The sequence below is a fragment of the Pseudomonas citronellolis genome, from assembly GCF_001586155.1.
GTDB classification, from domain to species: domain Bacteria; phylum Pseudomonadota; class Gammaproteobacteria; order Pseudomonadales; family Pseudomonadaceae; genus Pseudomonas; species Pseudomonas citronellolis.
This window is the reverse complement of record NZ_CP014158.1, coordinates 6674493-6689635: the sequence shown is the minus strand read 5'-3', so window position 1 is coordinate 6689635 and position 15143 is coordinate 6674493. Positions and strand designations below refer to the sequence as shown.

The window sequence follows — 15143 nt, the reverse complement described above, 5'->3', positions numbered from 1 at the left end:
GAAACCTCGTTAGCTGAAAGCCGGAAGCCGGAAGCTGGAAGCCTGAAGCTGAAAGCGGTGCCGAGGTCGACTTCCAGCTTCGCGCTTCCAGCTTCCAGCCCGTATTCACTGCGCCTGATAGATCTTGTCGAAGATGCCGCCGTCGTTGAAGAACTTGGGCTGCGCGACCTTCCAGCCGCCGAAGTCCTTGTCGATGGTCACCAGGTCCAGTTTCGGGAACTGGTTGGCGAACTCGGCGGCGACCTTGGCGTTGCGCGGGCGGTAGAAGTTCTGCGCGGCGATGCGCTGGCCTTCCTCGCTGTACAGGTACTTCAGGTATTCCTCGGCGACCTTGCGGGTGCCCTTCTTGTCGACGGTCTTGTCGACCACCGCCACCGGCGGCTCGGCCAGGATGGACAGCGAGGGTACGACGATTTCGAAGTTCTCGCCGCCCTGTTCCTTCTTGGCCAGGAAGGCTTCGTTCTCCCAGGCCAGCAGCACGTCGCCGATGTTGTTGTTGACGAAGGTGATGGTCGAGCCACGGGCGCCGGTGTCCAGCACGGGCACGTGCTTGTACAGGTCCTTGACGTAGTCCTGGGCCTTGTCGTCGCTACCGTACTGCTTCTTCGCCCAGGCCCAGGCGGCCAGGAAGTTCCAGCGCGCGCCGCCGGAGGTCTTCGGGTTGGGGGTGATGACTTCCACGCCCTGCTTGGTCAGGTCGCCCCAGTCCTTGATGCCCTTGGGGTTGCCCTTGCGCACCAGGAACACGATGGTCGAGGTATAGGGGGTGCTGTTGTCCGGCAGGCGCGCCTGCCAGTCGGCCGGCAGCAGGTTGCCGAGCTTGTGCAGTTCGTCGATGTCGCCGGCCAGGGCCAGGGTCACCACGTCGGCCTTCAGGCCGTCGATGACCGCGCGGGCCTGCTTGCCGGAACCGCCGTGGGATTGCTGCACGGTCAGGTCGTCGCCGCCCTGGGCCTTCCAGTGCTTGATGAAGGCCGCGTTGTAGGCCTGGTACAGCTCGCGGGTCGGGTCGTAGGAGACGTTCAGCAGTTGGGTGGCCGCGGCCGCGGGGCCGGCGATCAAGGCACTGGCCAGGGCGGCCAGGGCGAAACGGCGGATGGACATGTGCAGCTCCTGGATACGAATCTTCAGTGTTGTGCTTGTTGGCGTGTTCTTATCGGGGGCGTCGCGGTGGGGCGCATGGGCCCCGGCGGTCAGCTCTGGCGGCTGGCGGGCTGCTGCAGGCGGAACTTCTCCTTGCGCTCGATCTGCACCACCTGGCCGTTGTGCACGGTGATCTCGACGGCGCCGAAACGCAGACCGCGCAGGGCGCTCTGCACTTCACGCAGGATGTTGGCTTCGTCCTGGCCTTCCAGGCTACGGAGGGTTGCGCTCATGATCTGGGCTCCTTGGTGGGCTTCGCCGGGCCGTCCCGGATGGGCGGCGCGTGCGGTGTGAGCGCATCTTAGGCAGGAGTCGAATATTCTTAAAAATACTATTTAAGAATTTTTATATTCCACCAGGTTTTAATTCGATTCGGTCGCCACCGCCCGGGCCCAGGGCAGCTCGTCGGCCGGCTGTGGACGGCCGTACCAGTAGCCCTGGCCGAAGTCGCAGGCATGGTCGAGGAGGAAGGCCGCCTGGTCCGGGCGCTCGATGCCCTCGGCCACCACGCTCAGGCCCATGCTGCGGGCCAGGGCGATGATGGCGCGGGCGATGGCGGCGTCCTCGGCGTCGCCGGGCAGGCCGGCGACGAAGCCCTGGTCGATCTTCAGCTTCTGCACCGGCATGCGTTTCAGGCGCATCAGCGAGGAATAGCCGGTGCCGAAGTCGTCGATCGCCAGTTGCACGCCCAGCGCCCGCAGGCGCTGCAGCAGGGCCACCGACTGGTCGATGTTCTGCATGATGGCGCTCTCGGTCACTTCCAGCTCCAGGTGCCGCGGCTGCAGGCCGCTTTCCTGCAGGGCGCGGGCCACGCGCTGTTCCAGGCCGTCGCGGCCGAACAGGCGGCTGGACAGGTTCACCGCGACGAAATCCAGCGCCACGCCGTCGTCCAGCCACTGGCGCATCTGCCGGCAGGCCTGGTCCAGCACCCAGGCGTCGATGGCGGCGATCAGCCCGCATTCCTCGGCCACCGGGATGAATTCGCAGGGCGGCACCAGGCCGCGCTGCGGGTGCTGCCAGCGCACCAGCGACTCCACCCCGACCACCTGGCCGCTGGCCAGGTCGTGCACCGGCTGGTAGTACACGCGCAGCTCGTCGTGCTCCAGCGCCTGGCGCAGGGCGGCCTCCACCTGCACGTGGGAACGCGCGCGGGCGGTCAGCTCCGGGGTGTAGAAGGCGTACAGGTTGCGCCCGCTGGCCTTGGCCTGGAACAGCGCGGCATCGGCGTGGCGCAGCAGGTGGTCGACGTCGCGGGCATCGTCGGGGAACAGGCTGACGCCCATGCTGGCGGAGATGTAGATCGGCTGGCCCTGTACCTCGAAGGGCGCGTGCATGGCCTCCAGCAGGCGCTGGGCGAGGCTGCTGGCATGGTGCGGCTGCTGGCTCTCCAGGACCACGGCGAACTCGTCGCCGCCCAGGCGCGCCAGGGAGGCGTGCTCGTCGAGGCAGCCGCGCAGGCGCTCGGCCACCGTCTTGACCAGTTGGTCGCCGGCGCTGTGGCCGAGGCTGTCGTTGACGTGCTTGAAGTGGTCCAGGTCGAGCAGCAGCAGGGCGCCGCTGCCCTGTTCGCGCTCGGCGCGGGCCAGGGCCTGCTCGATGCGCTCGCGCAGCAGCAGGCGGTTGGGCAGCCCGGTGAGCGGGTCGTGGTGGGCGAGGAAGTCCAGCTCGTGCTGCGAGCGCTTGATGCTGCTGAGGTCGGAGAACACCGCGACGTAGTGCGTCAGGCGCCCCTGCTCGTCGTGCACGGCGCAGATGTGCTGCCACTGCGGGTACACCTCGCCGCTCTTGCGCCGGTTCCAGATTTCCCCGCACCACAGGCCTTCGGCGTTCAGGGCCTGCCACATGCGCTGGTAGAAGGCATCGTCCTGGCGCCCGGACTTGAGCATCGAGGGGTTGCGCCCCACCACCTCGTCGGCGCTGTAGCCGGTGATGCGCTGGAACGACGGGTTGACGTGCAGGATCATGCCCTTGTCGTCGGTCACCAGCAGGCCTTCCTGGGTCGCCTCGAACACCGCCGCGGCCTGGCGCAGGTGGTCGTTGGCCTTGCGCTGCTCGGTGACGTCGCGGCTGACGCCGGTCATGCGCAGCGGCTCGCCGTCGTGGCCGCCGCTCAGGCGCGCGCGGGCATGCACCCAGCGGTAGTTGCCGTCGGCGTGGCGCAGGCGGTAGGTGCATTCCAGGCGCTGGCTGCGCCGCTGCAGCAGGTCGCGGTGCTGGGCCAGCACGCTGTCGCGGTCGTCCGGGTGCAGCCGCTGTTCCCAGGTGCCGAAGCTGTCGCCCAGCGCTTCCTCGCTCAGGCCGAGCAGCCGCGCGTAGCCGGGCGAGTAGAACACCCGGTGGCGCTCGATATCCCATTCCCAGAGGCCGTCGTCCAGGGCGTCCAGGGCCCGCTCGAAGCGCCGTTCGCTGCGCTCGCGGGCGGCGAAGGTGCGCCGCATCCACCTGAACTGCCGGGCCAGCAGCAGGAACAGCACGCCGGCGCTGATGGCAAAGAAAAGATACTTTTTCGCCACCAGCCAGGGCAGCAGGTCGCCATCGCCCACCGCCAGGCGCAACAGCTGGTCGCTGGTCAACCCCCACAGGCAGGCGAACAACAGGTACAGCAGGCAGATGCGGAGGGCACTCGGGCGTGGATTCATTATCGCGAGGGGAGCGAGTTATTGGCTGCGCAGTATAGTGGATGGCCATTGGCCCCGGTTCATATCAAAAAGACCGGATGGTTTTCCCGCCGCGCTTGGTGATAATGCGAGCTGGCCCTTGCCTGGGCTGCCGACCATTTCCGAGGTTCATTATCATTCATGTGGTACAACGGTTTCCTTGACCTGCCGCTGTGGCAACTGATCGTGGTCACGCTGGTGCTCACCCACATCACCATCGTCAGCGTGACGGTCTACCTTCACCGCTATTCCGCCCACCGCGCCCTCGAGCTGCATCCGGCGCTGCAACACTTCTTCCGTTTCTGGCTGTGGATGACCACCGGGATGAACACCCGCGAGTGGACCGCCATCCATCGCAAGCACCACGCCAAGTGCGAGACCGCAGACGACCCGCACAGCCCCGTGTACAAGGGCCTGGGCACCGTGCTGCGCAAGGGCGCCGAGCTCTACCGCGAGGAAGCGAAGAACGCCGACACCCTGCGCATCTACGGCAAGAACTGCCCGGACGACTGGCTGGAGCGCAACCTCTACGGCCGCTTCCCGCTGGGCGGCATCGCCCTGATGGTGCTGATCGACGTGGCCCTGTTCGGCGCCCTCGGCCTGACCGTGTGGGCCGTGCAGATGGCCTGGATCCCGTTCTGGGCGGCCGGCGTCATCAACGGCCTGGGCCACGCCGTGGGCTACCGCAACTTCGAGTGCCGCGACGCCGCCACCAACCTGGTGCCCTGGGGCATCGTCATTGGCGGCGAGGAGCTGCACAACAACCACCACACCTACCCGAACTCGGCCAAGCTGTCGGTGAAGAAGTGGGAGTTCGACCTGGGCTGGGCCTGGATCAAGCTGTTCTGCTTCCTGCGCCTGGCCAAGGTGGCGCGGGTGGCGCCTATCGCCCACCGGGTGGAAGGCAAGGGCAGCCTGGACATGGACACCGCCATGGCCATCCTCAACAACCGCTTCCAGATCATGGCCCAGTACCGCAAGCTGGTGATCGGCCCGCTGGTCAAGCAGGAGCTGGCCAAGGCCGATGCCTCGGTGCGCCACCTGTTCCGCCGCGGCAAGCGCCTGCTCTCGCGCGAGACCAGCCTGCTGGAGGAACGCCACCACGCGCGCATCGAGCGCCTGCTGCAGCACAGCCAGGCGTTGCAGGTGATCTACGAGAAGCGCCTGGCGCTGCAGCAGATCTGGCAGAAGACCAGCGCCAACGGCCACGACATGCTGGCCGCCATCAAGCAGTGGGTGCAGGAGGCCGAGGCCAGCGGCATCCAGTCGCTGCGCGACTTCGCCGAACAGCTGAAGACCTACTCGCTGCGCCCGGCTGTCTGAGTTGGCCTGATAACTGAGATGTGCATCACAAAAAGCCCGCCGTTCGGCGGGCTTTTTCTTTTTTTGTCGAGCGCTTAGCTAATTTTGCGGTCATAGACCTCTCGATTAGTTGTGGGAAGCTGAGACATGGACGATAGGTACAGGGCGCCGCAGGATCTCGACGAAGCGCTGCTGGCATTGCTGCACAGCCGCGCCGAGGTGGAGCGCCTGAAAGAACGCGAGCAACTCTTCAGCGCCCTGCTGGCCAGCGTCAATGCGGTGCTCTGGGCCTTCGACTGGCAGGCCCAGCGCATGGTCTACGTCAGCCCCGCCTACGAAAGCATCTTCGGCCGCTCGGCGGCCCTGCTGCTGGCCGACTACAACGAATGGCTCAACGCCATCTACCCCGACGACCTCGACTACGCCGCCAGCAGCCTGCTGCAGGTGCTCGAGCGCGGCGCCGTGGAGCAGCGCGAGTACCGCATCCTGCGCGCCGACGGCGAGGTGCGCTGGCTCAGCGACAAGTGCTTCATCAGCCAGCACAGCGAGGCGGGCCTGCCGCTGATGGTGGTCGGCATCGCCGAGGACATCACCGACAAGAAACACCTGGAAAGCGAGCTGCAGCGCCTGGCCACCACCGACGTGCTGACGCAGAGCAGCAACCGCCGCTACTTCTTCGACAACGCCGAGCAGGCCTTCAACGAATCCAAGCAGGCCGGCACGGCCCTGGCCTTCCTGCTGCTGGACGTGGACGACTTCAAGAAGGTCAACGACCGCTATGGCCACCAGGTCGGCGACCGTGTGCTGCAGCGCGTGGCCCAGTGCGCCTCCGGGGCGCTGCGCCGCGGCGACCTGTTCGGCCGCATCGGCGGCGAGGAGTTCGCCGTGCTGCTGCCCGGCTGCGACCAGGTGACCGCCCGGCAGATCGGCGAGCGCCTGCAGCGCGAGGTGCAGCGGCTGCGCTTCAAGGAAGACGAGCAGACCTTCGGTATCAGCGTCAGCCAGGGCCTGACCCTGCTGCAGCCCCACGACGAGAACCTCTCGGCGCTCTACGGCCGGGCCGACGCCGCGCTCTACCAGGCCAAGCGCAACGGCAAGGACCGTATCGAACAGGCCTGATCGGCGGCCCGGCCCACTGCCTCTCTTGCGCCCTGCGCGTACCCCTTCCGGGAAATGGACCGGGAAGGGATACGGGCGCATTATTTATTCCAATAAGGAATTACATTTTAATAATTAATTCTTTTTGGATTTATTTCCGATTGCTTATCGTTGCCCCCAGCGTGGCCGCAGGGTCCAGGCAATGAAGTCCGGCGAGCATGGCGACAAACCGCCAGCCAGGCCGGGAAAGGTGGCGGATTTCCGCTGACCAGCGCGCAGCGAAGGACCAGGCTACGGGACGCCAACCCGCGCCAATCCACGTGTCGGGGTGTGCCGGGCCGATTGGCCCGCGGATTGCCATGTCGGGGTGAAGCCTCAGGCTTCGCCCACAAGAACAAGACACGAGCATTCACCATGACGCTGCCATGCCTTTCCGCAAGTTCCTTCCTGCCTGCCTGCCCACGTAGAGACCCCGCCCAGGGGCGACCGATCTGACGACCGCCGTTCGCCTGCAGGCCCGGGCCGTGCCCGGCCGCGCGGCTGTCCGGTGGGATTCGCGCCACGCGGCGCCTGGCGCTTTGCCGACTTCACACAAGATCAATAAATGGGGATTACCAATGAAGAGTCGTAACATCACGCAATCCACCCTGGCGTTGGCCGTGGCGGCCGCTGCCCTTGGCGCCCATGTTCCGCTGGCCAGCGCCGGCGGCTTCATCGAGGACAGCAAGGCCAGCCTGACCCTGCGCAACTTCTACATCAACAGCGACAACCGCAACGGCACCGCCGAGCCGAGCAAGCAGGAGGAGTGGGGCCAGGGCTTCCTGCTGAACTACACCTCCGGCTTCACCGAAGGCACCGTCGGCTTCGGCGTCGATGCCCTGGGCCTGCTGGGCGTGCGCCTGGACAGCGGCAAGGGCACCCACTACAACCCGACCAGCTCCAGCTTCTCGGGCACCGTGTTCCCCACCGATGGCGATGGCCGCGCGGTGGACGACTTCTCGCACCTGGGGGCGACCGCCAAGGTGAAGGTTTCCTCCACCGAACTGCGCTACGGCACCCTGCTGCCCAAGCTGCCGGTGGTGACCTACAACGACGGCCGTCTGCTGCCGCAGACCTTCGAGGGCGGTCAGATCACCTCCAACGAGTTCAAGGACCTGACCCTGATCGGCGGCCAGCTGGAACACACCAAGGGCCGCAGTTCGAGCAACAACGAGGGCCTGTCCATCGCCGGCGCCAACAACGCGCGCACCGGCGAGTTCGTCAACAAGTTCTACTACGGCGGCGTCGACTACAAGCTGACCAAGGACCTGACCCTGCAGTACTACTACGGCAACCTGCAGGACTTCTACAAACAGCACTTCCTCGGCCTGCAGCACAACTGGGCGATCGGCCCGGGCGTGCTGAAGACCGACCTGCGCTACTTCAACAGCAGCGACGACGGCAAGAACAGCCACGACTCGCGCTACTACACCTCCGGCTACTACGGCAACGGCGTGACCAAGGGCGAGGTCGACAACAAGGCCTACAGCGGCCTGTTCACCTACATCGTCAGCGGCCACAGCTTCGGCGTCGGCTACCAGCAGCTCAGCGGCGACAGCGACTTCCCGTTCATCAACAACGGCGATGGCGCCACCGCCTACCTGATCACCGACGTGCAGATCGGCAAGTTCCTGCGCGCCGGTGAGCGTACCTGGCAGGCCCGCTACGGCTACGACTTCGCCCAGGCCGGCCTGCCGGGCTTGACCTTCCAGGCCCTGTACCTGCGCGGCGACAACATCGACACCGCCCGCGGCGACCAGAGCGAGTGGGAGCGCGACATCAGCCTGGCCTACGTGATCCCGGACGGCACCTTCAAGGGCCTGGGCTTCACCTGGAAGAACGCCTCGCTGCGCAGCGGCCTGCCGGCCCAGGGCGCCACCCCGGCCCAGCGCGACCAGGACGAGAACCGCCTGATCGTCAGCTACACCCTGCCGCTGTTCTAGGCCCGGGGCTTTCCGTAGGAGCGCGCCGGAGGGGGGACCTGTAGGAGCGGGCCCTGCCCGCGATTTCGCGCGCAGGGCGCGCTCCTACATGGGTATGGCGTGGGGGCGTAGGGCGTATGACCGTTCGCGGTTATACGCCGCCGGCCGGAACACCAGCGCCCGGTCGGGCATGGCGATGGGTATCGCTTCGCCCAACCCATCCTACGAAGTGTGCCGTGACGAAAAAGGCCGTCTCCCCTCGCGGGGAGACGGCCTTTTCGTTGGCGGCTACCGGCTCAGCGCTTCTGCGGCGCCGGTTGCTGCTGGGTGATGCAGTGGATGTTGCCGCCGCCCAGGAGGATTTCCCGGCCCGGCACCATCACCACTTCGTGCTCGGGGAACACGCGCTGGAGGATGGCCTTGGCCTCGGCGTCCTTCGGGTCGTCGAAGCTCGGCGCGACGATGCCGCCGTTGACGATCAGGAAGTTCACGTAGGAGCCGGCCAGGCGGATCGACGGGTCGCGCTCCTGGCTGCCTTCCACCAGGTCGACGCCGGCGCACTCTTCCTCGGTGGCGTGCAGCGGGCCGGGGATCGGCATCTTGTGCACCACCAGTTGGCGGCCCTTGGCGTCGCGCACCTGCTCCAGCACGCGCATGGCGGCCTGGCAGCGCGGGTAGTTGGGGTCGTTGGCGTCGTCGGTCCAGGCCAGCAGCACTTCGCCGGGGCGCACGTAGCAGCAGAAGTTGTCGACGTGGCCGTTGGTCTCGTCGTTGTACAGGCCGTCCGGCAGCCAGATCACGCTGTCCACCGCCAGGTGCTCGCGCAGGACCTGCTCGATCTCCTCGCGGGACAGGTGCGGGTTGCGGTTGCGGTTGAGCAGGCATTCCTCGGTGGTGATCAGGGTGCCTTCGCCATCCACGTGGATGGAGCCGCCTTCGAGCACGAAACCTTCGGTGCGGTAGCGATCGCAGCGCTCGACCTGGAGGATCTTCGCCGCCACCTGGTCGTCGCGCAGCCAGGGGAAGTACAGGCCGCCGTCGAGGCCGCCCCAGGCGTTGAAGGTCCAGTCCACGCCGCGCACGCCGCCCTGGTCGTCGACCACGAAGGTCGGCCCGGTGTCGCGCACCCAGGCGTCGTCGTTGCTGATCTCGATCACCCGGATGGCGTCGCTCAGGCGCGCGCGGGCGTTCTCGAACTGCGCGGCGGAAACGCAGACGGTGACCGGCTCGAAGCGCGCGATGGCCTCGGCCACGGCGCTGAAGGCGGCCTGCGCCGGCTTGCCGCCCAGGCGCCAGTTGTCCGGGCGCTCGGGCCAGACCATCCAGGTCTGGGTGTGGGGTTCCCATTCCGCCGGCATGCGGAAGCCATCGGCGCGGGGGGTACTGGTCAGAGTGGTCATGGGGTCACCAGATGCGGGCAGCTACGGACGAAGCGGCGGAAGGGATCGCCTCCCGCCGCGCGAGGTCACTCGGAGAGGTTCTCTCCGTCGAGGGTCGCGATCGGCCAGTATAGGTTCGGACGGCGGTCGCGGAACACACCCCAGGCGGTACGGATCTTCTCCAGGGCGTCCAGATCGAAGCTGTGCAGCAGGATGCCTTCCTCGGTCTCGTTCAGTTCCTGGACCTTCTTGCCGAATTGATCGGCGATGAAGGAGGAGCCGTAGAAGGTGATGTCGTAGCCGTCCTGCTCTTCCTTGCCGATGCGGTTGGAGGCCACCAGCGGCATCAGGTTGGCGCCGGCATGGCCCTGCTGCACGCGCTGCCAGTGGTCGCGGGAGGTGATGCTGGCGTCGTGCGGCTCGCTGCCGATGGCGGTCGGGTAGAACAGCACCTCGGCGCCCATCAGCGCCATGCTGCGGGCGCACTCGGGGAACCACTGGTCCCAGCAGATGCCGACGCCGATGCGCGCGTAGGCGGTGTCCCAGACCTTGAAGCCGGTGTCGCCGGGGTTGAAGTAGTACTTCTCGTGGTAGCCGGGGCCGTCGGGGATGTGGCTCTTGCGGTAGACACCCAGGTTGCTGCCGTCGGCGTCGATGATGGCGATGCTGTTGAAGCGTGCGCGGCCGGCGCGCTCGAAGAAGCTGATCGGCAGCACGACTTTCAGCTCGGCGGCGACCTTCTGGAAGTGCAGGATCGCCGGGTTCTCTTCCACCGGGGTGGCCAGCTGGGTGTAGTCGGCGTTGGGCTTCTGGCAGAAGTAGGGGGTTTCGAACAGTTCCTGGATCAGGATGATCTGCGCGCCCTGGGCGGCCGCCTGGCGCACCAGCTTCTCGGCGTTGGCGATGTTGGCCTGGACATCCCAGGAGCACGCCATCTGGGTGGCGGCGACGGTGACGGTACGAGTCATGGAACACCTTTTTATTCGGATACTTATCGGCCTTCCGGGTTGGGCGGCGGCCGTGGGGTGCTGCGAGAAGGCGTGAGGTCGACGTCTTTCGCGGCGCTGGGGCGATTTATATCCGATAAAAATCGACTTTTGAAGCGGTATTTCTCTATCGCGGCATCGAATCCGATAAAAAGACAGATAAATATCGGACTTAAAGCTGTGGGCGATAAGCTTCAAGCCGCAAGCGAAAGCGGCTCTTGCTTGCAGCTTGAGGCTTGCCGCTTACAGCTGCCGTTTTCCTATAGCTGCCGTTTAGGCAGGAAGGGCGGCAGATACAGCGACAGATAGGCATCGAACACCCGCATCCCTTCCTCGGCCAGGCGCGGTTCTATGCGTCCGTGGCGTTGCACCGAGAGGGCGTAGACGCGGTCGCCCAGTTCCATGGCCAGGCTGAACACTTCGATGTCCCGGGGCAGTTCGGGCAGGTGGAAGTGGTGGTCGAACAGGGCCTGCATGGAGCGGCCCAGCTCCATGTCGTGCTGGCGGTCGGCGAGGGTCACCTCGGCCAGGCCGTGGCTGGCGAGGATCAGCTGGCGCGCCGCGGCGTCGCCGGCGTAGACGGCGAGCATGCGCTCCTCCACCAGCCGCGAGAGGTCGCGCCAGTCGCGCAGGGCGTCGTGGTCCACCGGCGCCGCCAGGCAGGCGCGGAAGGCGGCGTGGACCTCGCCGGTCAGCGCCTGCAGCAGCGCCGGCACGCTGGGGAAGAAGTGGTAAACCGAGGACGGCGGTATGTCCGCCCGCTCCGCCACGGCGTAGATCGACAGGCCGGCGGTGCCGTCTTCGGCGAGCAGCGCGCGGGCGGCGTCGAGGATGCTGGCGATGCGCGCCTGGCTGCTGGCGCGGGGCTTGCGGGAGCTGGTGGGGGCGGGCATGGGGTTCTCCGGGCATGAGCGGGCTATTGGACGCCAGCTCATGCGTCCGGAGCAAGTTCGCGGCCCCTGGCGCGCGCCGCGCCGCTGGCCGTCAGTGGTCGGCCAGCAGCTTGTCCCAGGTTTCCTTGAACACCGGCGCGGTCTTCTCCGGGGCGGTTTCCAGGGCGAACAGGCGGCGCTTGGTCTCCTGGTCCGGGTACAGGCCCGGCTGCTGGCGCAGCTCGGCGTCGAGGAAGGCCGCGGCGTCGACGTTGGCGTTCGGGTAGAGGGTGGCGGCGGTGACCTGGGCGGCGACCTTCGGCTGCAGCATGAAGTCGATGAAGCGCAGGGCCAGGTCCGGATGCTGGGCGCTGCTGGGCACCACCAGGTTGTCGATGAACAGCACCGAGCCCTCCTGCGGCACCATGAAGTGCACCGGCTGCCCGGCGCGAGCCGCATGCAGGGCGTCGCCGACCCAGGCCATGGCCACGCACAGCTTGCCGTCGTTGAGGTCCTGGATGTAGCGCTCGCTGTCGATGTAGCGCAGGTTCGGGCGCAGCGCCTGGAGCACCTGGCCGGCGCGGCGGATCTGCGTGGGCGCGCTGCGGGCGAAGTTGCGCCCCTGGTAGTTCATCAGCACCGAGAAGGTTTCGTCGGGCGCGTCCAGCAGGCTCAGCCCGCAGCTCTTCAGGCGCGCGCTGTATTGCGGGTCGAACAGCAGGCTCCAGCTGTCCGGCACCGGCCCGCCCAGGGCCTTCTCGGCCTGCGGCTGGTTCACCGCCAGGCCCACGGCGCCCCACAAATAGGGCACGGCGTGGCGGTTGTCGGGGTCGACGGCGGCCAGCTTGCTCATCAGCTGCGGGTCGAGGTGGCTGCGGTTGGGCAGGCGGGTGAAGTCCAGCGGCTGGATCAGCTTGTCCTTGATCAGCTGCGGCAGGTCGTTGTGGGAGGGGACGGCGACGTCGATCTTCTCGCCGGAGCGCAGCGCCTGCTTGAGTTCTTCGGCGGTGCTGTAGGTGTGGTATTCGACGCGGACACCGCTGGCCTTCTCGAAGTCCTTGAGCGCTTCCGGGGCGATGTAGTCGTTCCAGTTGTAGACGCGGATGACGTCCTCGGCCTGGACGAACAGCGGGCAGAGCAGCAGCAACAGCGGGGCGAGCAGGCGTGGCATTGGCATTCTCCCTATGTCAAGGCACAGCATGGACGGCCGGCGGCCATCCCGGGGGCTTGGTTGCAGCGTGGTGCGGCAGAGCAGGGTACGGCGGGGCGCCCGCCCGGCGGGCAGGGCGGTCAGACGAACGCCGGCGCGGGGCCGGCGTCGCCTGGGGTGTTGCTTATACGGTGTGCAGGTACCAGTTGTACTCGAGGTCGGAGATCGAATACTCGAACTCCTGCATCTCGTGTTCCTTGCACGCGACGAAGATGTCGATGTACTCGGGGCTGATGTACTTGTTCATCACGTCGCTGTCGTCCAGCTCGCGCAGGGCATCGCGCAGGTTGTTCGGCAGGCTCTGCTCCAGCTGATCGTAGGCGTTGCCTTCGATCGGCGCGCCCGGCTCGACCTTGTTGACCAGGCCGTGGTGGACGCCGGCGAGGACCGCGGCCAGCAGCAGGTAGGGGTTGGCGTCGGCACCGGCCACGCGGTGTTCCAGGCGCACCGCTTCCGGCGCGCCGGTGGGCACGCGCAGCGCCACGGTGCGGTTGTCCAGGCCCCAGCTCGGCGCGTTCGGCACGAAGAAGGCCGAGCCGAAGCGGCGGTAGGAGTTGACGTTCGGGCAGAGGAAGGCCATGGAGGCGGGCAGGGTCTCGAGCACACCGCCGATCGCGTGACGCAACGCGGCGTTCTGCTCGGGATCCTCGCTGGCGAAGATGTTCTTGCCATCCTTGTCCAGCAGCGACACGTGGACGTGCAGACCGTTGCCGGCCTGGCCCGGGTAGGGCTTGGCCATGAAGGTCGAGTCCATTTCATGGTCGTATGCCACGTTCTTGATCAGGCGCTTGAGCAGCACCGCGTAGTCGCAGGCCTTGAGCGCGTCGTTGACGTGGTGGAGGTTGACCTCGAACTGCGCCGGGGCGCTCTCCTTGACGATGGCGTCGGCCGGGATGCCCTGGGCGCGGGCGCCGTCGATGATGTCCTGCAGGCAGTCGGCGTACTCGTCGAGGTCGTCGATGGAATACACCTGCACCGACTGCGGGCGCTTGCCGGAGATGGGCGAGCGCGGCGGCTGCGGGCGGCCGTTCACGTTCTCCTGGTCGATCAGGTAGAACTCCAGCTCGAAGGCCGCGACGATGGACAGGCCCATGTCGGTGAACTTCTGGACGACCTGGCGCAGTACCTCGCGAGGGTCGGCGAAGAACGGCTCGCCTTCCATTTCATGCATGGTCATCAGCAGTTGCGCGGTCGGACGCTTCTGCCAGGGCTCCATGGCTATGGTGTTGGGGATGGGATAGCAGACACGGTCGGCGTCGCCGATATCCAGGCCCAGGCCGGTGCTTTCAACGGTGGAGCCGGTGATGTCGAGGGCGAACAGCGAGGCGGGGAGGTTGATGCCTTTCTCGTAGACTTTCGGCAGGTTGCTGCGCTCGATGCGCTTGCCGCGAACCACGCCATTCATATCTGCAATAAGGAGGTCGACGAACTGGACCTCGGGGTGTTCCTTGAGGAACTCGGTCGCTTCTGAGAGCGGAACGGCACTCGGGGGTACCGACATGGTGCAACACCTTTATTGTTAAAAATATCAATCATGCGGGGGCTAGGCTGTGAGTCAATCCGAAAGGCCTGTTGATGTCAATAGCGCCACTTCCTGCCCGCTGATGGTGCAAGGTGGCCATTCCTGGGGCATTTCGGCCTGTCTCAGGGGCCGTGAAAGCGTGCTGCCATGGGATGTTCAGAGAGGCGTGTGCAATTTTTTACAGGACTATTGTGTAAAAAAATGAACAGCGCTAAGCTCGGTCGCAACCCATAACACTTACAAGCACGGGTGTCCCATGTCTCGCCTGCCGTTAATCGGCGTGACCGCCTGCGTCAGGCAAGTCGGTCATAAACCCAGCCATACCGTCGGTGACAAATACGTCAGTGCCGTGGTGGCCGGGGCCAATGGTCTACCGCTGATCATTCCAGCCCTGGGCGAATCGCTTGACCAGGACACCTTGCTCTCCAGCCTCGATGGGCTGCTGTTCAGCGGATCACCGTCGAACGTCGAGCCCCATCATTATAGTGGCCCCGAGAGCGATGCAGGCACTTTGCATGACATCGCCCGTGACGCTACTACACTGCCGCTCATTCGCGCTGCGATCGCCGCCGGCGTGCCGTTGCTCGGCATCTGCCGCGGGTTCCAGGAGATCAACGTGGCTCTAGGCGGCACGCTGCACCAGAAGGTGCACGAAACTCCAGGCTTCATGGACCACCGCGAGCCGGCCAACCAGCCGGTCGAGGTGCAGTACGCCCCGCGCCACGTCGTCGACGTGCAGCCGGGCGGCATTCTGGCCGGCATCGGCTTGCCGGCGCAGATCCAGGTCAATTCCATTCATGGCCAAGGCGTTGCACGTCTGGCGCCGGGCCTTCGCGTAGAAGCACTGGCGCCTGACGGGTTGGTCGAGGCCTTCTCCGTAGAAGGCGCCACGGCCTTCGCCCTCGGTGTGCAGTGGCACCCGGAGTGGCAGGTCCGATCCAATCCCAACTATCTCGCCATCTTCCAGGCATTCGGCAAAGCCTGCAGCAAGAGGGCGGGGCAACGTTGAGTCC

The 15143-nt window shown here is 66.3% G+C and carries 12 protein-coding genes; 4 read left to right on the top strand and 8 right to left on the bottom strand.

Annotated elements, in window-relative coordinates; all coding sequences use genetic code 11:
- Nucleotides 1–105: 105 nt before the first annotated feature.
- The 3 genes from PcP3B5_RS29155 to PcP3B5_RS29145 form a co-directional block, all read right to left on the bottom strand.
- Entirely contained in the window at nt 106–1104 is a 999-nt protein-coding gene (locus PcP3B5_RS29155; protein WP_043268206.1) for a sulfate ABC transporter substrate-binding protein, read from the bottom strand.
- Nucleotides 1105–1193: 89 nt separating this feature from the next.
- Nucleotides 1194–1376, bottom strand: a complete 183-nt coding sequence (oscA, locus tag PcP3B5_RS29150) for a sulfur starvation response protein OscA (RefSeq protein WP_009614015.1) — start codon at nt 1374–1376, stop codon at nt 1194–1196.
- Nucleotides 1377–1505: 129 nt separating this feature from the next.
- Nucleotides 1506–3782 (bottom strand): putative bifunctional diguanylate cyclase/phosphodiesterase, encoded by a 2277-nt coding sequence (locus tag PcP3B5_RS29145; protein WP_061563077.1) that lies wholly within the window; start codon nt 3780–3782, stop codon nt 1506–1508.
- A 159-nt stretch (nt 3783–3941) separates the two neighbouring features.
- Between PcP3B5_RS29145 and desA the strand changes: the two genes are divergently transcribed.
- From desA to PcP3B5_RS29130, 3 genes are all read left to right on the top strand, one after another.
- The gene (desA, locus tag PcP3B5_RS29140) at nt 3942–5123 is read left to right on the top strand and encodes a delta-9 fatty acid desaturase DesA (protein ID WP_009614012.1); all 1182 of its coding nucleotides are present in this window, start codon (nt 3942–3944) and stop codon (nt 5121–5123) included.
- 126 nt (nt 5124–5249) lie between these two features.
- Complete coding sequence (locus PcP3B5_RS29135) at nt 5250–6221, top strand: GGDEF domain-containing protein (protein ID WP_009614010.1); 972 nt, start codon at nt 5250–5252, stop codon at nt 6219–6221.
- A gap of 596 nt (nt 6222–6817) precedes the next feature.
- Nucleotides 6818–8182, top strand: coding sequence for an OprD family porin (locus PcP3B5_RS29130; protein ID WP_009614008.1), 1365 nt, complete (start codon nt 6818–6820; stop codon nt 8180–8182).
- 275 nt (nt 8183–8457) lie between these two features.
- Here PcP3B5_RS29130 and aguA read toward each other — a convergent pair whose 3' ends face one another.
- From aguA to PcP3B5_RS29105, 5 genes are all read right to left on the bottom strand, one after another.
- Nucleotides 8458–9561, bottom strand: a complete 1104-nt coding sequence (gene aguA / locus PcP3B5_RS29125) for an agmatine deiminase (RefSeq protein ID WP_058488065.1) — start codon at nt 9559–9561, stop codon at nt 8458–8460.
- Between the two features lie 65 nt (nt 9562–9626).
- Nucleotides 9627–10508 carry an N-carbamoylputrescine amidase gene (aguB, locus tag PcP3B5_RS29120; RefSeq protein ID WP_058070853.1) on the bottom strand — a complete coding sequence of 294 codons (882 nt, stop codon included), beginning with the start codon at nt 10506–10508 and terminating at the stop codon, nt 9627–9629.
- Between the two features lie 278 nt (nt 10509–10786).
- On the bottom strand, nt 10787–11419 hold the full coding sequence (locus PcP3B5_RS29115) for a TetR/AcrR family transcriptional regulator (RefSeq protein WP_009614000.1): 633 nt from the start codon (nt 11417–11419) through the stop codon (nt 10787–10789).
- 91 nt (nt 11420–11510) lie between these two features.
- Entirely contained in the window at nt 11511–12569 is a 1059-nt protein-coding gene (locus PcP3B5_RS29110; protein WP_058488067.1) for a polyamine ABC transporter substrate-binding protein, read from the bottom strand.
- A 163-nt stretch (nt 12570–12732) separates the two neighbouring features.
- Nucleotides 12733–14109: a glutamine synthetase family protein gene (locus PcP3B5_RS29105; RefSeq protein WP_009613998.1), complete on the bottom strand. Its 1377-nt coding sequence runs from the start codon at nt 14107–14109 to the stop codon at nt 12733–12735.
- Nucleotides 14110–14386: 277 nt separating this feature from the next.
- Here PcP3B5_RS29105 and PcP3B5_RS29100 point away from each other — a divergent pair, with 277 nt between their 5' ends.
- Nucleotides 14387–15139 (top strand): gamma-glutamyl-gamma-aminobutyrate hydrolase family protein, encoded by a 753-nt coding sequence (locus PcP3B5_RS29100; RefSeq protein WP_061563076.1) that lies wholly within the window; start codon nt 14387–14389, stop codon nt 15137–15139.
- The last annotated feature ends 4 nt before the right edge of the window (nt 15140–15143 follow it).